Origin of the sequence: Lactobacillus sp. RTP31084st1_F9_RTP31084_210423 (genome assembly GCF_040919545.1) — a bacterium.
In the GTDB taxonomy this organism is placed as follows: domain Bacteria; phylum Bacillota; class Bacilli; order Lactobacillales; family Lactobacillaceae; genus Lactobacillus; species Lactobacillus paragasseri.
The window spans coordinates 248,557-270,978 of the sequence record NZ_JBCOVH010000002.1; the positions used below are offsets into that span (position 1 = coordinate 248,557).

Annotated in this window: 22 protein-coding genes; 17 read left to right on the forward strand and 5 right to left on the reverse strand. The window is 34.8% G+C overall.

What is annotated here, in order from left to right; translation table 11 throughout:
- Positions 1-14 precede the first annotated feature (14 nt).
- On the forward strand, positions 15-281 hold the full coding sequence (locus tag AB5359_RS06465; protein WP_048686261.1) for a hypothetical protein: 267 nt from the start codon (positions 15-17) through the stop codon (positions 279-281).
- Between the two features lie 48 nt (positions 282-329).
- Here the strand turns inward: AB5359_RS06465 and AB5359_RS06470 are convergent, their stop codons facing one another.
- Positions 330-1,046, reverse strand: coding sequence for a DUF4097 family beta strand repeat-containing protein (locus AB5359_RS06470; RefSeq protein ID WP_048686263.1), 717 nt, complete (start codon positions 1,044-1,046; stop codon positions 330-332).
- 86 nt (positions 1,047-1,132) lie between these two features.
- On the opposite strand from AB5359_RS06470, the gene AB5359_RS06475 reads away from it, so the two are divergent.
- Positions 1,133-1,585 (forward strand): hypothetical protein, encoded by a 453-nt coding sequence (locus AB5359_RS06475; RefSeq protein WP_048686265.1) that lies wholly within the window; start codon positions 1,133-1,135, stop codon positions 1,583-1,585.
- 25 nt (positions 1,586-1,610) lie between these two features.
- Here AB5359_RS06475 and AB5359_RS06480 read toward each other — a convergent pair whose 3' ends face one another.
- The gene (locus AB5359_RS06480; protein WP_180374218.1) at positions 1,611-2,054 is read right to left on the reverse strand and encodes a hypothetical protein; all 444 of its coding nucleotides are present in this window, start codon (positions 2,052-2,054) and stop codon (positions 1,611-1,613) included.
- Positions 2,055-2,275: 221 nt separating this feature from the next.
- The gene (locus AB5359_RS06485) at positions 2,276-3,691 is read right to left on the reverse strand and encodes a C69 family dipeptidase (RefSeq protein ID WP_048686270.1); all 1,416 of its coding nucleotides are present in this window, start codon (positions 3,689-3,691) and stop codon (positions 2,276-2,278) included.
- 148 nt (positions 3,692-3,839) lie between these two features.
- Here AB5359_RS06485 and glyA point away from each other — a divergent pair, with 148 nt between their 5' ends.
- The 14 genes from glyA to alr all read left to right on the forward strand — a co-directional run bounded on the left by glyA (position 3,840) and on the right by alr (position 19,827).
- Entirely contained in the window at positions 3,840-5,075 is a 1,236-nt protein-coding gene (gene glyA, locus AB5359_RS06490) for a serine hydroxymethyltransferase (protein ID WP_048686272.1), read from the forward strand.
- Between the two features lie 94 nt (positions 5,076-5,169).
- Entirely contained in the window at positions 5,170-6,234 is a 1,065-nt protein-coding gene (locus tag AB5359_RS06495) for a LacI family DNA-binding transcriptional regulator (protein ID WP_368279850.1), read from the forward strand.
- 49 nt (positions 6,235-6,283) lie between these two features.
- The gene (locus AB5359_RS06500) at positions 6,284-7,582 is read left to right on the forward strand and encodes a PTS sugar transporter subunit IIC (protein ID WP_048686275.1); all 1,299 of its coding nucleotides are present in this window, start codon (positions 6,284-6,286) and stop codon (positions 7,580-7,582) included.
- Between the two features lie 15 nt (positions 7,583-7,597).
- Positions 7,598-8,062, forward strand: a complete 465-nt coding sequence (locus AB5359_RS06505; protein ID WP_048686277.1) for a DUF3284 domain-containing protein — start codon at positions 7,598-7,600, stop codon at positions 8,060-8,062.
- Positions 8,055-10,286: an alpha-galactosidase gene (locus AB5359_RS06510; protein ID WP_048686279.1), complete on the forward strand. Its 2,232-nt coding sequence runs from the start codon at positions 8,055-8,057 to the stop codon at positions 10,284-10,286. Before AB5359_RS06505 ends, AB5359_RS06510 begins: the two co-directional genes overlap by 8 nt.
- Before the next feature lie 258 nt (positions 10,287-10,544).
- Positions 10,545-11,537: a tryptophan ABC transporter substrate-binding protein gene (trpX, locus tag AB5359_RS06515; RefSeq protein WP_077410122.1), complete on the forward strand. Its 993-nt coding sequence runs from the start codon at positions 10,545-10,547 to the stop codon at positions 11,535-11,537.
- A complete protein-coding gene (locus AB5359_RS06520) occupies positions 11,534-12,433 on the forward strand; it encodes an ABC transporter permease (RefSeq protein WP_020807236.1) in 900 nt (299 codons plus the stop codon). Before trpX ends, AB5359_RS06520 begins: the two co-directional genes overlap by 4 nt.
- Positions 12,426-13,190 carry an ABC transporter ATP-binding protein gene (locus tag AB5359_RS06525; RefSeq protein ID WP_048686285.1) on the forward strand — a complete coding sequence of 255 codons (765 nt, stop codon included), beginning with the start codon at positions 12,426-12,428 and terminating at the stop codon, positions 13,188-13,190. The genes AB5359_RS06520 and AB5359_RS06525 overlap by 8 nt, the downstream gene beginning before the upstream one ends.
- A 98-nt stretch (positions 13,191-13,288) precedes the next feature.
- Positions 13,289-14,890: an APC family permease gene (locus tag AB5359_RS06530; RefSeq protein ID WP_368279851.1), complete on the forward strand. Its 1,602-nt coding sequence runs from the start codon at positions 13,289-13,291 to the stop codon at positions 14,888-14,890.
- A gap of 117 nt (positions 14,891-15,007) precedes the next feature.
- Entirely contained in the window at positions 15,008-15,259 is a 252-nt protein-coding gene (locus tag AB5359_RS06535) for a type B 50S ribosomal protein L31 (RefSeq protein WP_003647850.1), read from the forward strand.
- Between the two features lie 165 nt (positions 15,260-15,424).
- Positions 15,425-16,792 (forward strand): UDP-N-acetylmuramoyl-tripeptide--D-alanyl-D-alanine ligase, encoded by a 1,368-nt coding sequence (gene murF, locus AB5359_RS06540; protein ID WP_368279853.1) that lies wholly within the window; start codon positions 15,425-15,427, stop codon positions 16,790-16,792.
- 15 nt (positions 16,793-16,807) lie between these two features.
- Positions 16,808-18,265 carry a DEAD/DEAH box helicase gene (locus AB5359_RS06545; RefSeq protein WP_048686287.1) on the forward strand — a complete coding sequence of 486 codons (1,458 nt, stop codon included), beginning with the start codon at positions 16,808-16,810 and terminating at the stop codon, positions 18,263-18,265.
- Positions 18,266-18,337: 72 nt separating this feature from the next.
- Positions 18,338-18,697, forward strand: coding sequence for a holo-ACP synthase (gene acpS / locus AB5359_RS06550; protein ID WP_020807231.1), 360 nt, complete (start codon positions 18,338-18,340; stop codon positions 18,695-18,697).
- Positions 18,697-19,827 carry an alanine racemase gene (gene alr / locus AB5359_RS06555; protein ID WP_048686289.1) on the forward strand — a complete coding sequence of 377 codons (1,131 nt, stop codon included), beginning with the start codon at positions 18,697-18,699 and terminating at the stop codon, positions 19,825-19,827. The genes acpS and alr overlap by 1 nt, the downstream gene beginning before the upstream one ends.
- 62 nt (positions 19,828-19,889) lie before the next feature.
- Here the strand turns inward: alr and cbpA are convergent, their stop codons facing one another.
- The gene (gene cbpA, locus AB5359_RS06560; RefSeq protein ID WP_003647846.1) at positions 19,890-20,570 is read right to left on the reverse strand and encodes a cyclic di-AMP binding protein CbpA; all 681 of its coding nucleotides are present in this window, start codon (positions 20,568-20,570) and stop codon (positions 19,890-19,892) included.
- 142 nt (positions 20,571-20,712) lie between these two features.
- Entirely contained in the window at positions 20,713-21,684 is a 972-nt protein-coding gene (locus tag AB5359_RS06565; protein WP_368279854.1) for an L-lactate dehydrogenase, read from the reverse strand.
- A gap of 180 nt (positions 21,685-21,864) precedes the next feature.
- Between AB5359_RS06565 and pth the strand changes: the two genes are divergently transcribed.
- On the forward strand, positions 21,865-22,422 hold the full coding sequence (gene pth / locus AB5359_RS06570; RefSeq protein ID WP_048686292.1) for an aminoacyl-tRNA hydrolase: 558 nt from the start codon (positions 21,865-21,867) through the stop codon (positions 22,420-22,422).

Below are 22,422 nucleotides of genomic sequence, written 5' to 3' on the forward strand. Positions count from 1 at the left end.
GTTAGGAATAAAAAATGATTGATAATAAAAATTTATTGAAACTTTTACGAATTGAATTGCGAAAGATGAGTAATGGTAACAAACTTAAATTTTTAACTTATAAAAAGGATCGCAGCGTTCTTGTGGAAAAGAATGGGGATAATTTTAGAATTGTTGAAGATGGCTATCGTAAAATCGTTTGGGATGATTTGACTGAAGCAGAAGTTTTGAAAAGAGTAAAAAGATTGCAGAAAATAGAGTTTCCCAGGAACAATAAATTATATTTAGGTAGAGAAAGATAGAAAAAGACAGAAAAAGACAGGCTTTATAAAACCTGTCTTTTTTACTCACTATTTAATTTTAATATCTCCGTCTTGGCTAGAAGCTGTTAATACATTAGAGCTATTTTGATTTTCAACAAAGAAGTCATTAGAAGAGCGGCCCTTAACGTTAATATCTCCATCACTTACATTCAGTTTATAGCCAGTAAAACTAGACTGAGTTATCTTAATATCTCCGTCGTCTGTATTTACCTTAAAGTTATTTTGGCTACTTAATTTGTTAATGGTGATATCACCATCGTTTGTATCAATTTTTCCACTTGGAGCTTTTAGGTTGTTAATGTTAATATCACCATCATTTGTCTCAAGTGAAATTGGACTTGTTGTAGCAATATTTTTAACTTCGATGTCTCCGTCGTTAGTTGATAAGGTCAGATTCTTTAATAGTTGTTTGGGAACTGTGATTGTAATAGCTGGGTCGCCGTTAACATGATGGATACCAGTAGCTGATTGTTTAATAGTTAAAATACCGTTTTTTCTGCTAACAGTTGGCTTCAAATTCTTAGGCCCTTCATATTCAACCTGATATTTATCGCCATATTTGACAGAAATATCAGCGAGAGCAACAGAAACTTCTAGCTTATTGAATCCTTGATTACTGATTGTAGTTTTGATTTCTGGCTTAGTATCATCATGATTCGAAATGATAATACTACAAGCGGAAAGGATCATTGCTAAAGAAAATAGTAGAGAAATTAAGCCGAACTTTTTACTAATATTTTTCATAAAAAACTCCTAAGATAATAGTTAGGTTAATTATCTTATATTCATTAAATGAAGTAAATTCAAACAAAAAGCAGGAGGATAAGTTAATGAAAAAATTACCACCAATTCAAAAAATTTTAGAAGCTTATACTGCAATTGTGGATAATCATGTGAATTTAACAGAGAATGAGGCAAAAGTAACATCATCTAATGGAGCTAAAACTTACACAGTAAGTTGGGAGAACAATGTATATCATTCAAATGATAACGCGACTTACTGGCAAGGATATGCTGGCTATCCCGTGATTGCGGTTTTAATGCTGCAGGGGAAATTACCGTTTAATCAAAAACTAGCTGATAATTTTAAAGCAGTTAATTGGAATGAAATAAATTTAAGTTTTAAGCGCAACTACGCCAAGGCTGCTACTGAAGTTATTGAAGAAAAGGGGCTTAATGAAAATGAAGTAATGGCAGAACTTGAAGTTGTTTATGAAAACTTAAAAAAGTTACCAATTACAATTAAGCGTGGGTCTCTTAGACCGCCTAAGGCTAGAAAATAATTAAGAAGTACATTATTTTTCTATCCTACTCCTTATTTGCTAGCCAGTTCTTATATATTTGAATTAGATCTGTATTAATAGGATCTTTTTCAGCTTCAGGGTTACCTTGATTTTTAACCATGATCATTCCTGCCAAAACGTTAGGATCATCGGGAAAATCTGGTCGATCATTAGCAATGACAATATTAGTAGGATAACCATAGCCAGCATTACGTTCTTCTTTTAAATAACGACGACAGTTTATTTTCAGTTTCATTCCAGGATTTAATATTCCGAGGCTTTTAAATCCTTTAGTTAAATTGAATAATAAGTATTCTGGCATTTTTAAATCTATATTATTCAGATCTTTACAATCTTTCATGTATACTACAGGACGATAATAGAATGTTCCGTTGCTGTCAACACTTTGTTGAACACCGTAGCGATGAAATGTTCCGATAACTTTAACACATTCGTAAGTACCTTGCATATTATGTTTCCTCTTTATCTTTTTAGATTTGGTTTTCACATTATTATATACGCAAAGAATACTAATAATTTTTTATTAATTTTTCAATTTTTAATTTCTATAAAAATATTTAATTTATATTTTCTGATAATAAAATCTGGGATAAGATAATGTTCTAGACCATAAAAAGAACGTTGAGTTTTATGCTCAACGTTCTTTTTACATCAATGAATTTTTACAAATTAATCAAGTAAATCATACTTCAAAGTCATTAAACCATGACCTTCGTTAACCATGTTTCCTAATAATTCAACAGTATTATTGTAGACCGTGTCAGCCATCTTTTGGTTTGCTTCATTAAGCTTGTCTTGAAGTTCGTCGCCAGAATATTTTTCGGCTTCTTTGTCAGTTTCATGTTGAATTTTATGGCATTGAGCAAGACTCTTTTGTTCAAAGTCAGCTTCTAATTCGCCATAAACGCGGAAGTTAGTATCACCTAGCTGAGCAGTTAACTTGTTTAACCAGAAGATCTTATTTAGATCAAACTTAGGGCCAGTTTGAAAGCTTGCTGGAGTAGTAGTGATATTAGTGTAGAAAGGAACCATGCTGTTAAAAGTATTTGGACCAAATGCTAACCATTGAACACCAGCAATTTTTTCTGGAACATCATTTCTAATTTGTAAGATATGAGTTTCGAAGTTTCTGTTAATACCAATTGGACGGAATGTCTTCTTTTGTTCAGAACTTCCTTGATCACCATATGCGTCAAAAGGTGTGTCTTGGTAGTGAGAACTTTCTGCCCATTTAATATCTTCAATGCTAATCTTACGGTTAGCGTGACAGATGAAGGGTTGATCTTGATCACTTGGCTCGCCGCCAAAATCAGGGTCAAAGTAATTGTGGATATACCAAGCACGAGGATTATTGTAGTGAGCATCTTTGATTGTTGATGAACCAAAAATATGACGTAAATTGTAGCCTTCGAGATCTGGATTTAAGTGATATTCTTCAATTAAATCTTTAAGATCTTTTGATGAAGCAAAATCATCGTCATCAAAATAAAATTCATCAATGTTTAAACGGTTAGGTGCAATAACATAAGCGTTATCTGGAATACGTCTAGCAGCCCAGTGGTGTCCGCCAATAGTTTCAAGATACCAAATTTCATTCTTATCAGAAAAGGCCATACCGTTCATTTCGTAAGTACCATACTTTTCAAGTAGATAACCTACACGTTCAACACCTTCATATGCAGAGTGAATGTAAGGAAGGGTCAAGGTAACAAAATCTTCTTCACCTAAGCCGCCTTCTTCAAGTAATGGATCAATACCTTGAATACGTGAGTTAGTAGTAATTGTTTCAGTTGCAGTCATAGCAATATTATCTGAGTTGATACCCGCAGCTGCCCAGATTCCATTTTCACCAGATGCATCAGGTGCACTAGTGTAGCGGAGCGGATTAGGAAGAAGATCTTTGTCATCAATCTTTTGATGGCTAATTACGCTTTCGTAGTGCTTGGGTTGATCTTTTGGCATTACTACGTCGAATCTCTCAGGAATAATGGTACGACCACCATCTTCACTACGAGCGATCATTGTTGAACCATCAATAGTTGCATCTTTTCCGACTAAGATAGTAGTACATTCGGTTTGTTTCATTAAAAAAGCTCCTTCTCTATTAACGTATTTATTTATATTTTAAAAGATCTTTCTAATATAAAGCAAACCTTGAAGCTAAATTTACAACAAATATAAGGTATAATTTGGTAAAGCATAAAGTTTCTGAAAGCATGGGAGGAATTAATCGATGAATTATGGAGAGAAAGCACCAGCACTTTGGGATGCAATTAAGAGTGAAGAAAAAAGGCAAGAAGATACAATAGAGTTAATTGCATCAGAAAATATTGTTTCCGATGCTGTCAGAGAAGCACAAGGATCTGTGTTAACGAATAAATATGCAGAAGGATATCCGGGTAAAAGATATTACGGTGGTTGTCAATATATTGATCAAGTAGAACAATTGGCGATTGACTATGCTAAAAAATTATTTAATGCGGAATATGCAAATGTTCAACCACACTCTGGTTCACAAGCTAATATGACAGTTTATAATGCTTTATTAAAGCCAGGAGATACAATTTTGGGGATGGGAATGGATGCTGGTGGGCACCTTACTCATGGCTCAAAGGTTAATTTCTCAGGAAAGATTTTTAATTCTGTTAGTTATGACCTAAATCCAGAAACTGAAGAATTAGATTTTGAAAAAATTAGACAAATTGCCTTAGAAAATAAACCCAAATTAATTATTGCTGGGGCATCAGCATATAGTAGAATTATTGACTGGCAAAAATTCCGTGAAATTGCGGATGAAGTTGGTGCTTATTTAATGGTTGATATGGCTCATATTGCTGGGTTAGTTGCTACAGGGGCTCACCCAAGTCCAATTCTGGTTGCAGATGTAGTTACTACTACTACTCATAAAACTTTACGTGGACCACGGGGCGGGATGATTTTGTCTAATAATAAGAAATTAGGTAAAAAGATTGATTCTGCTCTTTTCCCAGGTACTCAGGGTGGACCGTTAGAGCATGTAATTGCTGCAAAGGCACAAGCTTTTTATGAAGATTTGCAGCCACAATTTTCTACATATATTGAGCAAGTGGTTAAAAATGCCCAAGCAATGGCAGACGAATTTAAAAAGAGTGAAAATATTCGCGTAGTATCAGGTGGAACTGATAATCACTTGATGATTATTGATATTACTAAAACCGGTGTAACAGGAAAAGATGCGCAGAACTTGCTTGACTCAGTAAATATTACAACTAACAAAGAATCAATTCCCGGTGATACTAGAAGTCCGTTTGTCACTAGTGGATTGAGAATTGGAACGCCAGCAATAACTAGCAGAGGCTTTAAAGAAGATGATGCAAGAGAAGTTGCTAAGATTATCATCGAAGTGCTAGATAATCCTGAAGATGAAGATGTCTTAAGAAAAGCTAGAAACAGAGTACAGGTTTTGGTAGATAAGCATCCAATTAATTAGAATGGAGCAATTAGTCAGAAGAATTGGCTAATTGCTTTTTTTGTGCCTATACTATGTTTAGTTAACGTTTATTAAAAGTGCGAGGATAATGAAAATGGCAAGTATTCGAGATATAGCTAAAATGGCTGGTGTTTCGCCAGCTAGTGTTTCAAGAATTTTAAATAATGATCCTAGTTTTAGTATTAATAAAAATACAAGAGCACGTGTAATTGAAATTGCTAACCGGGTTCAGTATTCAAAGAAGAATAGCGAACGAGGCCCTAAGAGTGCTGGTAAGAAAATGACAATTGGCTTAATTTTACGGCATGATGCAAAAACTGAATTAAGTGATCCTTATTTTCATGAAATACATGAGGGAATTGAAGAAGAAGCAGCTAAATGGCGTTTGCATGCTGAGGTAGCCTTTACTATGCACGAAAAGAATAGGGACTGGGAAAGTTTGAGTGCATATGGAGCAGTCATCATGGTAGGGGAGATGACTGCAGATGCTATTTCAAAGATAAAAAAATACAATAAAAATCTAATTTTGATTGATGCAACTCCGAGTGATCCTAATCTTAGTTATATTTGTAATGATTTTGTTGATAAAACATATGAAATATTAAATTACTTATATTCTTTAGGACATAGAAATATTGCTTATATTGGTGGTCGATCGAGTATTGTAGATGGAAATGGAAAAACGATTTATCAAGCTGGAGATGCTAGGGCCAATGCATATCATAATTGGATGAAATTAAAAGGTCTAGGCAAGTATGAACAAGCCTTGATTACTAATTGGTCAACTCATGAGGGACTTCAATCCGCCAATAAACTTCTCGAATTAGATCCAAGACCTTCTGCGGTAGTCGTTGGTAGCGATCCGATGGCTTTGGGAGTATATAAAGCTTTTAGCAATCATAAAATAAATATTCCCCAAGATATTTCAATAGTTAGTTTTGACGATGTTGAAATGACGCAATATTTAACACCAACTTTGTCTAGTGTCTATATTAATGCCAATGAAATGGGAAAGCTTGGTGTTAGACTGGCAAAAAGTATGATAAGTGAGGAAGTTAATGCAAGCATTACAGTTACAGTACACAGTCAATTAAAAATTAGAGAATCTATAGCGAAGAAAAAAATAATTTTATTTTCCTCTTGTGTAAACATTTACTAAACATATATAGTAATAACTGTAAACGGTTACAGATGATGGAGGAATAAAAATGAAAACATTCCTAGATTGGATGCAGAAAAAGCTAGTTCCACTAGCAAGTATGCTCGGAAAAAATAAATATTTAACAAGTTTACGTGATGGGATGATGATTGCCTTCCCAGCAACAATGTTTGGGGCAATTATGGTAATTTTGCAAAATCTGCCTCAAACTTTTGGTTTTGCGAAATTCTTATCACCAGGTGTTTTAAAGTTTTTTAATGACTTTTTTGCTCCTGTTGGAAATGCCACTATGAATATTTCTGCAATGTTTATTGCTTTTGGTGTCGCTTATCAATTGGCTGGACACTATAAACAATCAAAGGTTTTTGCAGGTGCAATTTCATTATCCTGTTTCTTGATGATGACTTTGGTAGGTACTGATAAAACTCAAGGGGCTTTCTTCCCAATTACTCAGTTAGGTGCACAAGGGATGTTTGTTGCAATCATTACTGCCTTAGTTTCAAGTGAAATTTATTGTCACATTAGTATGGCAAACATCACCATTAAGTTACCTGATTCAGTTCCACCGATGATTGGACAATCTTTCGTAGCAATTATTCCAGGCGCAGTTCCATTATTATTAGCTAATATTATTCGTTATGTCTTTACCTTTACCCCATATAAAGATGCAATTGACTTTATTTATAAAGTTTTACAGCAACCACTTATGGGATTAGGAGATACGCTACCAGCAGTCTTAATTGCTGTATTCTTCACACAATTATTCTGGTGGTTTGGAATTCATGGTACTCTATTAGTAAATTCTATTATTCAGCCAATCATGGATTCTTTGGCTTTGCAAAACTACAATGCTTATCGTAGTGGAGTTGCTTCTTCCCACTTACCACATATTATTAACACTACTTTTATGGGTGTGTTTGTATGTCAAGGTTTGCAGTTAGGTGTTGCCTTAGTCTTTGCCTTTTGGTTAGGTAGATCAGCAAGAATGAAGACAACGATGAAAACAGTTTTGGTACCATCAATTTTTAATGTTTCTGAACCTATGACTTATGGTTTGCCAGTTGTTTTAAACCCAGTAATCTTTATTCCATGGATTTTGGCTCCAATGGCATCTACTGCTATTTCATATTGTGCTATTGCAATGGGATTAGTACCACGTCCAATTGGTGCAACAGTTGTATGGTCAACGCCAATCTTTATTTCAGGATGGCTTGGAACAGGTTCAATTGCAGGTGCAATTTTACAGATTGTTGATGTAATAGTTATGACTTTGATCTTCATTCCGTTTATGAAAGCATTGGACAAGTCATATCTTGTTGAAGAAAATAAAGCAGCAACTAGTAAATAGAAAAAGTGAAGAATTATGAAACTTGATACTTTAACTTATGCCTATCGATATAAAGCTCCAAAAGATAAGATGTATCAGACTTTAATAGAAACACAACTTCAATACTTTAAAGCACATGATAAAAAGATAAAGCAGCTTCATGAAGGAGAAAAAATAACTATTAATTTACAAACAAAATTACAGAAATTAGATTCTGTAACGACAATGGAAATTAGTAAAATTATTCCAGAAAAGATCTTCCAGCTGATTACACAGCAGCCTGATAATCATAATATTACGCAAACATTTGAATTTAAGACTGATAAATCTGGCAAGGAAGAATTAATCTATTCTGAAAAAACACAATTAAATAATGTTCGAAGTTATAGTTTCTTCTTTTTGACTGCAATTTTATATAAATATTTTTACAATCGTGGAATGAAGAAAAAATTGCAATATTTAGATAATTTAGCTCTTGATAAGGTAGAGACCAATGATTGATGTAATTGATAATAAATATTTTTATTTACATAATGGTGCAGTTGCATACTTATTTGGATTATTGCCTAATCAACAGCTAGGGCACTTGTATTATGGTGAAGATTTAGGAGAGTTATCAGCAGATGATTTAGCTTATCTGACACTTCATAAAAATAAGGCTTCTGGAACAGTAAAATATTCTAAAAAGATAAAAAATTTTACTCTTGCTGATCACATGCAAGAATATCCAACCTATGGCACAAGTGACTTTCGTGAAGGTGCCATCAGCCTTGAAGCCAATGATACTTACTTATATCCTGATTTTAAGTATGATCATTTTAAAATTACAACTGGTAAGAGCAGAAAGATAACTGTCGCAGCATCATACGGAAATGATAGTGAAAATTTAACTATTTATTTGAAAGATACTGAACGGCAGTTAGAATTAGAGCTATCATACAGCATTTTCGAAGAATCAACTGCAATTGTCCGCAAAGCTAAAATAGTTAATTATAGCCAGTTTGAAGTTGAAATTAAGAACTTACAAAGCAGTGTACTAGATTTACCAACTGCAAATTATAATTTCCTTCAATTATCAGGTGCTTGGACAAAAGAGCGTCATATTATAACCCGTCCGTTAACGCAAGGAATTACCAAAATTGAATCACTACGAGGCGCATCTAGTCATCAAGAGAATCCATTTATTGCTCTTGTGGATAAAAATGTGACAAATGACACTGGAAATATATATGCAAGTAATTTAATTTATTCTGGCAATTTTATCAGTCAAGTGGAAGTTGATGAGTGGGGGCAAAGCCGCCTTATGACGGGAATTAACCCAGCTACTTTTAAGTGGAAATTGGCACCAAATCAGGATTTTTCTACACCAGAAGCAGTCTTATTTTATACAAATGATGGATTTAATGGATTAATGGCTCAAACGCATGATTTTGTTACAAAGCACATCATTGATCAAAAATGGCAAAAACGAGATAGACCGATTGTAATAAATAATTGGGAAGCAACTTATTTTGACTTTAATGAAGAAAAGCTGTTGAAATTGGCTACTCAGGCTAAACAACTAGGTATTGAATGCTTTGTTCTTGATGATGGATGGTTTGGCAAAAGAGATAGCGACAATAGTTCGTTGGGCAACTGGACAGTTGATAGAAAAAAGTTTCCACAAGGTTTAGATCATTTTAGTGCACAGGTGCATAAGTTGGGGATGAAATTTGGCTTATGGTTTGAACCAGAAATGGTTTCACCAGACACCGAACTCTATAATATGCATCCCGACTGGATCGTTAGACACCCCTATAATCGTTTTTCTGTTGGACGGAGCCAATATGTCCTAGATTTTTCTAATCCAGAAGTAGTCGATAATATTTATAGACAAATGGAAAAAGTAATTGAAAACGCTCAAGTAGACTATATTAAATGGGATATGAATCGGAATATTACTGAGGCATATTCACCGTATTTACATTCTCTTAATCATCCCCAAGGTGAATTTTTCCACAGATATATTCAAGGCGTTTACAAGTTATACGCAAAATTATTAACACGTTTTCCAGATCTGTTAATAGAAGGATGTGCTAGTGGCGGTGGTCGCTTTGACTTAGGTATTCTATTTTATAGTCCACAAATTTGGCCAAGTGATGATAGTGATGCTGCTGAAAGACTAGATATTATGTCAGGAACCTTGTTAGCATATCCTCTATCTACGTTTAGTAATCATGTTTCTGCTGTTCCTAACGATCAAGTAAAAAGAATAACAAGTTTAAAATTTAGACAAAATGTTGCTTGCTTTGGTCCTCTGGGTTATGAGTTAGATCTAAATAAGTTATCAACAGAAGAAAAGAACCAAATTAAAAATTGGCTTAGATGGTATAAAGAAAATCGTAAATTGTTAGTCAATGGGACTTTTGATCAACTACTAAAATTTGATCCCTCACAAAATACTTATGCTTGGAGTGTAAGTAACTCTAACAAACAAATTGTTGGATTTTATCGCAAACTCGCTCGACCTAATGAAACTTTAGATCAATATCTCCCTCTTAAACATTTAAATGATCAGCAAAAATATCAGATTAATTCTGACCAAATGGTATCGGGTAGGGTTTTAAAAAAATTTGGATTACGTGAACCATATCAATTTAATGCTTCAAATCCTGACACTGCGCAAATTAGCGGTGACTTTCAATCGTATCTATATCAAATAAAAACTATTGACAGAAAAATCTAAGCCAATTAAAATATAGATAAATTTTTTGAGGAGTACTTAATTATGAATACACAAGCTAAGTTTATTAAGAATAATCGTTGGCAAGGCCAGTAAATCAGGTTGTTAGCAAGATACAACCTGAAAGATTCAGATTGTATCTGTGCTGGCTGTGTATTTATTGTGGTCTGCATGGAAGAAACATGCAGACCTTTTCTTTTACAATAAAAAATGATAGGGATCTGCATGGAGTCAGATTCCTATTTTTTGTGGAGAAAAATTATGAAAAGAATGTATGGATTAATTGCAATTTTAATAGTTTTTTTAGCAGTGGCTTTTTTCACTGAAAATCGTAAACAAGAAACAGAGAGAAAAGTACCGCAGGTCGGTGTTTTAACTTTAATGCATCACCCAGCTCTTGATGAAATATATCGTGGTTTTAAAGCTGAATTAAAAGCAGCAGGTTATGTAGATGGGAAAAATATCAAGATTGATTATCAAAACGCAAATAATGATCAAAGCAATTTACGTACTATGGCTACTAAGTTAAATGATGAGCAGTCAAAAGTCCTTGTTGGGATCACTACGCCGGCTGCGCAAGCATTAGCAAATTCAACTAGTAAAACACCAATTGTTTTAGGAGCAGTAACAAATCCGAAAGCAAGTGGTTTGGTAAAAAATGAACGTCATCCAGAATCAAATGTAACTGGTGTATCCGATGCCGCTCCGATTAAGCAACAATTAGATTTAATTAAAGAATTTATGCCTAATCTGAAAACATTAGGGGTAATTTATACTTCAAGTGATTCTTCCGCAGTTAGTGGTTTTCATGAAATCGAGCAGGAATGTAAAAGAAGAAAAATAAATTTAAAAGTATTTTCAATAGCAAATAGCAATGATCTTAATCAAGTATCAGAGCAAATGTTTAGGCAGGTGGATGCGGCTATAGTACCTACGGATAACACAATTGCTGGAGCAATGGAAACCTTGGTTAAAAATGGCAATGCAGCTAAGAAACCTATTTTCCCAGCAGCCGCAACGATGGTAAAGCAAGGGGGCTTAGCAACTTACAGTGTTAATCAGTACAAGCTAGGACAGATGACTGGAAAAATGACGATTGCTATTTTAAAAGGTAAAAGGGTCAGCTCATTACCAGTAGAAAGAGTTCAAAAAGGAGAACCTGTGGTTAACTTAAAAGAAGCAAAAGAATTGAATCTCCAAGTGCCACAAAGATTTCTAAAAGAGTGTCAAAGAAATGGGGGTGTTTACAGATGAATTTGATCGTATCTGCAATTGGTCAAGGATTATTATGGGCATTATTAGGCTTAGGGTTATATTTAACTTTTAGAATCTTAAATTTCGCTGATATGACAGTCGAAGGAACTTTTCCCTTAGGAGCAGCTGTGGCTGTTGCTAATCTTGCTCATGGGATGTCACCATATTTGGCTACTTTTTTAGCTTTGCTTGCGGGAATGATCGCAGGATTAGTGACCGGTTTATTATATACAAAAGGAAAAATTCCGATTTTGCTTGCTGGTATTTTGACGATGACTGCAATTTATTCGATTAACTTAAGGATTATGGGCGGTTCTAATATTTCATTAATTGGTAAGAAAACCCTGCTTAATAATGAGTTTTTGAAATCTCTACCTCAGTATTTTAATAGTGTGGTCTTAGGAGTAATAGTTGTAGTAATTATTACAGGAATTTTGGTTTTCTTTTTAAATACGGATTTTGGCCAGGCTTTTATTGCTACGGGAGATAATCCTAAAATGGCTAAGTCTTTAGGAATCTATACTGATTCAATGATAATTATTGGTTTAATGCTTTCAAATGGAATTGTTGCTTTATGTGGAGCATTAATTGCACAAAATAATGGCTATGCTGATATTAATATGGGGATTGGAACGATTGTCATTGCCTTAGCTTCAATTATTATTGGTGAAGTAGCTTTTGGCGAATTAACCTTAAATCAAAGATTAGTAGCAGTTACTCTAGGAAGTATTATTTATCGCTTAATTTTATTAGCAGTTTTACAACTAGGCTTTTCAGCTAATGATTTAAACTTAATTTCTTCAATTGTTTTGGCGCTTTGCATGATGCTGCCACAATTAGAAAAAATTGCACATTTGAAAAAACCAATAGAGAGAGGAGTGAAGAAGCATGACTAAGCCAATTTTAGAACTAAAAGATGTAAAAACCACTGTAAAGACAGCTGATGGTGAAATAGTTCCTATTTTAAAAGGAATTGATTTAAAAATTAAAGCTGGGGATTTTATTACTATTATTGGAACGAATGGGGCAGGTAAATCTACACTGTTGAACACTATTGCGGGTAGTTTGAGACCGGATAGTGGTTTTCTTCTCCATAATGGACACGACATTACTAAAATGAGTGAGGAAAAACGGACGCAATTTATTGGACGCGTTTTTCAAGATCCTAAGATGGGGACTGCTCCTAGAATGACAGTGGCGGAAAATCTTTTGTTAGCAACTAAGAGAGGTAAGAGAAGATTTTTGAAAATAAGAAAGTTAAAGCAAAACTTACCACGTTTTAAAAAATTGGCTGCAGTTATGAACAATGGACTAGAAAATCGCTTAAATACTTTCGTAGAAGGCTTATCAGGTGGTCAAAGACAGGCTCTAAGTTTCTTAATGGCTACGATTGAAAGGCCGGATATTTTGCTGTTAGACGAGCATACGGCGGCCCTAGACCCACATACAAGTGAAAATTTATTGGCTGTAACTGATCAGCAGATTAAGGAAAATAAATTAACTGCCTTAATGATTACGCATCACATGGAAGATGCTTTAAAGTATGGGAACCGTCTTTTAGTTTTAAAAGATGGGAAAGTTAAAGCCGATATTAGCGAACAAGAAAAGCAAAATTTAAAAGTAAGTGATCTATATAAATATTTTGAAGATTGAAATGAAAGCTAGAGCCAGTTGTCGGCTCTGCTTTTTTTAGTTAAAATAATTTTTAATTGTTTTAAGTGTGTATTTAATAATAAAAATGGGGGGAAGCTGTGAATAATAAAGGACATAAAATAAGTTTATTTTCAGCAATAATGCTAGCCCTTAATTCATTGATTGGATCGGGATGGCTTTTTGGATCGGGATCAGCAGCCAAAATTGCAGGTCCAGCAGCTATCTTGTCGTGGATAATTGGTGCAGTTATTATTATTGCAATTGCCCTAACTTATGTTGAACTCGGAGCGATGTTTCCTGAGAGTGGTGGAATGAGCAAATACGCTCAATATAGTCATGGTCCCATGCTTGGCTTTATTGCTGCTTGGGCAAATTGGATTTCTTTAGTAACTTTAGTACCAATGGAAGCAGTTGCTGCAGTTCAATATATGAGTTCATGGCCTTGGAAATGGGCAAATTGGACTTATCATTTTATGCAAGGTGGTAATATAACGACACCTGGATTATTAGTTGTGTTTGCGTTCATGATTATTTTTATTTTAATTAACTTTTGGTCAATTAAGATTATGACGCACTTTACTAACTTGATTTCTGTTTTCAAGGTTTTGCTGCCTACAATTACAATTATCATGTTATTTGCATCTAGTTTTCACCCTGCTAATTTTGGTCATGATGTGAAAACTTTTATGCCTTATGGAAGTCGAGCAATTTTTGAAGCAGCTTCCGGAGCTGGGATTATTATGTCTTATGATGCTTTTCAGACGATTATTAATATTGGTGGAGAATTAAAGAATCCACGTAAAAATATTATTCGCGGAGTTTTGATATCGATGCTGGTAACTGCAGCTATTTATATCTTGCTTCAAATAGCCTTTATTGGCGCAGTAGATCCTGCGATAATTGCTAAAAACTCATGGCATGGAATTAACTTTGCTTCTCCATTTGCGGATATTGCAATTTTGTTAGGAATTAATTGGTTAGTTATCTTACTGTATATGGATGCCTTTGTTTCGCCATTCGGTACTGGAGTAGCTTTTGTAGCAACGGCTTCTAGAGCATTAGCTGCAATGACTCATACTAAACATTTACCAGCTTGGCTAGGTAGACTCAATCGACGCTACTTAGTACCTCGCTTTGCGATGGTTGCTGATTTAATCTTAGCGATGATCTTAGTTAGTGTCTTTAGAAATTGGAATTTACTAGCAACGGTAATCACTTGTGCAACTTTAATTGCTTATTTAACTGGTCCAGTAACTACGATTACTTTAAGAAAAATAGCACCTGACTTAGACCGCCCGTATAAGCCAGTATATATGCGATGGTTTGCTCCATTAACATTTGTACTAACTAGTTTAGCTATTTATTGGACAATGTGGCCAACAACAATTCAAGTTATTTTGGTAATCGTGTTAGGCATACCGATTTATTTCTATTATGAGGTTAAATATCAAAAAAGAAATTTTAAGTCACAGTTTAAACATGCTGCTTGGCTTTTAGGTTATTTAGTATTTATCTCGATTATGTCTTATTGCGGTAGTGATGGTTTTGGCGGTCAAAATTGGATTTCATATCCTTGGGATTTCTTGGTTATTAGTATTGCATCATTATTGTTCTATAAATTTGCAATCAACAGTGGTCTAGAAAAAATTGATGCTACTGCGATAAAAGTAAACGAAAAAATTAAGCTTGAAGAAGACTAGGATTTGAAGTCGTAACTATAAAATAGCTTGAATTATGGTTAGAAAGGTGCTATTCTTAACTAGTCGTGAAATAATCTATGATCTGAAATATTGGTCATGGCAAAGGAGTATTAAACAATGAGAAAAGGGATTCATCCAGATTACCAAGAAGTTGTTTTCATGGACTCAGCAACTGGTGCTAAGTTCGTAGCTGGTTCTACTTTAAAGCCAGAAGAAACAATTGAATTTGAAGGTAAGACTTACCCATTAGTTCGTGTTGAAATTTCTTCAGATTCTCACCCATTCTACACTGGCAAGCAAAAGTTTGCACAAGCAGATGGTCGTATCGAAAAATTCAACAAGAAGTACGGTATTTCTTCAAAGAACTAATAATTCTTGGTATTTTTTACCAAAAGAGCAGCCCACTTTGGACTGCTCTTTTTTCATGATTAACGTGGTATAATTCTTATTGATATGCAGGTGACCTTTTTCTGATAAGTGTAAATCAGTATAATATGGTTACATGCAATTTTAGGTAGGAGTAATTTATTTATTATGAAAATGCAACTTGCTGAGATCGCCAAAGCATTAAATAGTTCAGTTAATATGGGAGAAGATAAGGTCATCACTTCTGTTGTTTTTGACTCAAGAAAAGCAACACCCAATTCTTTATTTATCCCATTAGCCGGTGTAAGGGATGGACATGATTTTGTATCGAATGCAATGGCAAATGGAGCAGAAGCAACTTTGTGGAAAAAAGGTCATGAAGGTAAGCCAACTGATGTGCCAGTTATTGAAGTTGAGGATCCATTAACAGCACTTCAATCTTTAGCTAAATATTACTTAGGTAAAGTTAACCCAACCGTTGTTGGAATTACTGGTTCTAACGGTAAGACTACAACCAAGGACATGGTTGCAGCTGTTTTAGCTAAAAGATTTAACGTTCATAAGACACAAGCCAACTTTAATAATGAAATTGGTGTTCCTGTAACCATTTTAGAGATGAAGCCATCTACTGAGATTCTAGTACTTGAGATGGGAATGGATCGTCCAGGACAATTACATCATTTAAGTGAATTAGTAAGACCAGATGTTTGCGTGATTACCATGATTGGCGAAGCTCACATTGAATTCTTTGGTACTAGGGATAAAATTGCTGATGCTAAGATGGAAATTACCGATTTCTTAAAAGCAGACGGTAAGTTTATTTATAATGGCGATGAACCATTGTTAGAAGAACGTGCAGCTAAGATTAAGCAAGACAAGAGTACTTTTGGATTTAGAGAAGAAGATACTGTTTTTGCAACTACTTTTAGGTCTTACATGCACCATGCTACTTTTGAAGTAAATGATTCAGAGCAGCAATTCAAAATTCCAATGATTGGTAAGCATAATGTATCAAATGCTCTTGCGGCAATTAGTGTAGGACGTCACTTTGGCGAAAATGATGAACAAATAGCTCAAGCCTTAGCTAACTTTACCCCAACTGCAAATAGAATGCAGTGGAAGAAGGGAGACGTAGGCGAAGCAATTATGGACGATGTTTACAACTCAAATCCAACTGCGGTTAAGGCTGTTACTACTTCATTTGGTCAGGTGATGGTTAAAGATGGCGGACGTAGAATTGCAGTCTTAGGCGACATGTTAGAGCTTGGGGATGAATCTGCTGAGCTTCATGCTTCACTTGCTAATGCGTTAGATCCAGCAATTATTAACGAATTATATTTGTATGGCCCAGAAATGAAGAATTTATATGATGCACTTGTTGATAAGTATCCAGCAGCCAACTTGCATTATTATCCACAAGATGAAATGAATCATATGATTGATGACTTAAAGAATGATATTAAGCCAGATGATATTGTTATGCTAAAAGGATCACATGGAATGCATTTAGAAAAGGTTTTAGACCGCCTAATGTAGGAAGGAATTAGATATTTGAAATTTTCTGAAATGAACTTGAAACCTGAAATTTTAAAAGCTATTAAACGTTCAGGTTTTGAAGAAGCTACTCCAATTCAAGAAAAGACTATTCCCTTAGTTTTAGAGGGAAAAGATGTAATTGGTCAGGCACAAACTGGTACTGGTAAAACTGCTGCTTTCGGTTTGCCAATTTTACAGAATTTAGATAAACAACACGACTCGATTCAAGCCATTGTTATTGAGCCAACGCGTGAGCTCGCTATTCAAACCCAAGAAGAATTATTCCGTTTGGGTAGGGATGAAAAGGCTCGTGTCCAAGTTGTTTATGGCGGGGCAGATATTCGTCGTCAAATTCGTGCTTTAAAGCAAACTCCAGCAATTTTAGTAGGAACACCAGGACGATTATTAGATCACTTGAAACGTGGAACAATCGATATTTCTAAGGTGAAAACAATTGTTTTAGATGAAGCAGATGAAATGCTTGATATGGGATTTATTCAAGATATTGAAAGCATCTTGAATTATGCTTCAAGTAAACACCAAACTTTGCTTTTCTCAGCAACCATGCCTAAGCCAATTCTACGAATTGGTGAGAAATTTATGCATGATCCCGAAATTGTAAAAATTAAGGGAAAAGAATTAACTGCCAATTTAATTGATCAGTATTTTGTAAGAGCAAAAGAAAACGAAAAATTTGATATTTTATGTCGTTTGATTGATGTCCAAAATCCTGACTTGGCTGTTATTTTCGGTAGAACCAAAAGACGTGTCGATGAATTAACACGTGGTTTACAAGCTCGCGGCTATAACGCTGCTGGAATTCATGGTGATCTTTCTCAAGCTAAGCGCATGAGCGTGTTAAAGAGATTCCGTAAAGGTAAGCTTGATATTTTAGTAGCAACTGACGTGGCTGCCCGAGGATTAGATATTTCTGGTGTAAGTCACGTTTATAACTATGATATTCCACAAGATCCAGATTCTTACGTTCACCGTATTGGTAGAACTGGACGTGCTGGTCAAAACGGAATGTCAGTAACTTTTGTTACACCAAATGAAATTGGCTACATGCGTACTATTGAACAATTAACGCATAAAAAGATGATGCCGCTAAAACCGCCAACAGATGAAGAAGCATTTAAGGGACAATTGAGTGCAGCAAATAAGAAGGTAACAGAATTATTAGATGGTGATCTTTCTAAATATACTGCAGAAGCATCACAACTACTTGATGATTATTCTGCTGTGGATTTGGTAGCTGCCTTGTTAAAGAATTTATCTAAAGATGCTGAAAGCGTAAAGGTAAAAATTACACCTGAAAAGCCATTGCCATTTAAGTCAAAGCATGGTAACAATAATCACCATTTTAAACGTAACTTCAAGCGTGGTGGCGATCGTAATGAAAGATATCATCGTAAGCCAAATGCCCGTCGTGGTGGTAGAAAACATGACTTTGTAATTAAGAAAAAAGACTAGTTTTTAATTGGGAGCTGTAGTTGCTACAGCTCTTTTTTGTAATATAATGTATCAATGTGTGAGGTAAAAATAATGATTAGAGGCTTTGGAATTGACTCTGTTGAAGTTGAACGCATGAAAAAAATTGTTGAAAAAGGCGATAAATTCGCTAAAAGAGTGTTAACTCCAAAGGAATTTGCACAATATCAACAATTAAAAGGAAAGCGAAAAGTTGAATATCTTGGTGGACGTTTTTCATTAAAAGAGTCTTTTTCTAAGGCATTAGGGACAGGTCTAGGTAAGTATGTTGGCTTTCAAGATATTGAAACCTTATGGGATGATTTAGGACATCCAGTAATGACGTCGACTAAGTTTTCTGGAAATATTTTTGCCAGTATCACGCATGATGATCATGAGATTATAACAGGTGTAGTTTTGGAGGAATTAAATTAATGGTTCCAGGTATTCATCGCCCAGCTGTAATAAAGGTTAATTTGGGCGCAATTAAGAGAAATATTGAAAATGAAATGCAGCATCTTGAGCCAGGCCAAAAGATGCTTGCTGTTGTAAAAGCTAACGGTTATGGCCATGGCGCAGTAGAAGTAGCTAAAGTAGCAGATCAGGTTGGAGCTGCTGGATTCTGCGTGGCAATTTTAGATGAGGCGTTAGAATTAAGGCGTGCAGATATTACTAAAACGATCTTAGTCTTAGGTGTTGTTTCTCCTGAATATGCTCCTATTGCTGCAGCCAATGATATTTCACTGACTGTTCCAAACCTAGAATGGCTTAAAGAAGCAGAAAAATATTTAGAAAATTCAGACTTACAATTGAAAATTCATTTAGGTATTGATTCAGGAATGGGTCGAATCGGATTTAATGAAGATAAGGACTTTATTGCTGCTAACAAATTTTTGAAAAATAATGACAATTTTTACATTGAAGGAATGTTTGCTCATTTTGCTTCTGCTGATAGCAGCAATGAAACTTACTTTAAACATCAATGTGAAAAATTTAACCATATGAAGAGTTTGCTTACAGTAAAGCCAAAGTGGATTCACGTTGATAATACTGCAGCAAGTATTTTTCATGATGGAATTAAGAGTGATTTAGTTAGATTTGGAATTGGTATTTATGGCTTAAATCCTTCTTCTAATCCTAATTCACCTGATTTGAAGTCAAAAATTGCCTTAGATCCAGCTTTATCATTTGAGAGTGAATTAACACATGTGAAGACAATTCATCAAGGCGATGGGGTTGGATATGGTTCGACATTTGTTGCCAATAAGGATACGATTATTGGAACAGTGCCAGTTGGTTACGCAGATGGTTTTATCAGAAAATTCCAAGGTTTTAAAGTTAAGGTAGGTAATGCATATTGCCCAATTGTTGGCCGTATTTGTATGGACCAGTTCATGGTTGAAATGCCAAAAGAAATGCCGATTGGAACTAAAGTAGTAATTATTTCTAATAATCCTGATGATCCAAATAATATTAAAGCAGCAGCTGATTACGTTGATACAATCCATTATGAGGTTGCTTGCTTATTGAACGATCGTTTACCGCGTGTTTATTACGAAGATTAAATTAAAAAGAGCTCGTTTAGCCAAATTAAAATGGCTAAGCGAGCTTTTTTATTGATTAAAATTTAATCTTTTAATTCCCCAGGTTGTTCTGCGCTACGAATTGTTAGTCCAGATTGAAGATCTTCAATTTCGGGAACTACAAAGCCTTTCTTTTCTAGGCGATTTACAATTGCAGTCATAGTTTCGCGAGAGACACCGATTGGCAAAGTAAATAAATTACGACGAACTAGTTCGCCAGTTTTAACATCTAAAGTTAGGCAGCCTGCGATATTACTGTACTTAGAAATGATTTTTGCCATTTTAACTAAGTTACCACGATCATTGTCAGAAAGAATAGTTAAAACATAAGAACCATTCTTAATGTTCCAAGCATCGGAAAGCATGTCTAGTAAACGAGCGTGAGTTAAAATTCCATAGAAGTGGTTTTCTTCATCCAATACAGCGATGTATGGGAGGTCTTTAATATTAAAGAATACACGGAAGAAAGGTGAATTTACCTTAATAGTTTTAGTAGCATTCTTAAGCAAGTAAGTTACAGGTAGATTCATGTCGCCACCTTGGGACTTATGACGGTAGATATGCATCTTATAAATATTTCCGCGGAAAATAGTTCCTGTATCATCTAAAATAGGAACACAACGGAAACCGGAGTCTTCTAAGATTTTTAATGCTTCGGCAAGAGTAGCTTTTTCGTTGACTGTAGTTAAGTAATCTTTTTTATAAACAAGAGATTTAATTAGCATGATTAGCCTCCATACATCTGAAATTTACAAGCCATTATACCATAGTTTTATATAAAAATTAAAGTCTGATTAAACAACTTTAATTTGAAGAAGAAAAAAGCATTCACGATAAGTGAATGCTCTTCCGTAGAAAAAGTCTTAATTATTGACGAACTTTTACGCCAGTTTCTTTGAAGGCTTTGTCCATAACTTCTTTCAATTGTTTTGCAGAAGCTTCCATCTTAGCTTGTTCGTCAGCGCTTAATGGCATTTCAATAACTTGCTCTAAACCGTGACGACCAACAACTGCTGGAGTACCAATGTGAAGATCGTGTAAACCGTATTCACCGTCCATAGGTACTGAAAGTGGAAGAACTCTGTGTTCGTTGTTCAAGATAGCTTTAGTAATAAATGCTAATGCAGTACCGATACCGTAGAAAGTAGCACCCTTCTTGTTAATGATATCGTAAGCCATGTCAGCAACTTCTTTGTGGATTGCTTCAAGCTTGTTTTCACCAACTTCTGGGTGAGCCTTTACCCAGTCGCTAACTTTTACGCCACCAACATTGTTGTAGCTCCATACTGGGAATTCGGTATCACCGTGTTCACCAAGCATGTATGCATTAACTGAACGAGGATCAACGTGTTCCATTTCACCGATAACTTTTTGAAGACGACCAGTATCAAGTGAAGTACCTGAACCGATAACACGATCCTTAGGGAAACCTGACATTCTCCAAGTTGCGTGAGTTAAAATATCAACTGGGTTAGCAGCAACTAAGAAAATACCATTGAATCCAGATTCAACGATTGGTTCAGCAATTGAAGATAAAATCTTTAAGTTCTTGTTAACAAGGTCAAGACGAGTTTCACCTGGCTTTTGTGGAGCACCAGCAGAAATAACTACTAAGTCAGCGTCTTTTGCGTCTGAATATTCTGCAGAGTAAATAGTCTTTGGTGCAATCCAAGGAGTTGCGTCTGCTAAGTCAATAGCATCACCTTGAGTTCTTTCTTTAACGATATCAACGATACCTAATTCTTGGGCGATACCTTGTTGAACTAATGAAAATGCGTAAGTAGAACCTACAGCACCGTCACCAACAAGAATAATCTTATGAATTTTTTCTTCTGACATTTGCTAATACTTCCTTCCATATTAGTGATTTATTTAACAATAAGATTATATCATATTGAAATTTAAAAATTAAAAATATAACTTTAAAGATGTAGTTTATTATTTGTAAGTAAGCCTGTGCTATAATCTCAAGAGCGAAAGAATATAGAATTAGATATTTGTCAAAGAGGATGAAAAATAATGAAATTAATTGCAGGTTTAGGAAATCCGGGTAAAAAATATGATCAGACCAAGCATAATACTGGCTTTATGGCATTAGACCATTATTTAAGCAAAAACAACTTAGATTTAGATAAGGATAAATTTGAAGGATTATGGACTAAGCAGAAGATTAACGGCGAAGATGTGATTTTTCTTGAACCGCAAACTTTTATGAATGATTCCGGAAAGTCAATTGCGCAAGTGGCCAATTTCTTTAAGATTGCTCCAGAAGATATCTTAGTTATTCACGATGACATGGATATGCCAATCGGGAAGATCAGAATTCGTGCAAATGGAAAATCAGGAGGTCATAATGGAATTAAGAGTATTATGGCCTGTTTAGGAACAAATAATTTCAACCGATTAAAGATTGGAATTCGTCATCCGCAAAAAGAAAGCGTTGTTTCTTGGGTATTAAGTCCTTTTAATGATGAACAGCAAAAGTTAATGGATGCAGCTTTTGATGTTAGCGAAAATATCATTAACGATTTCATTAAGGGGAAGAATGCCCAGTATTTAATGAATCAGTACAATTAG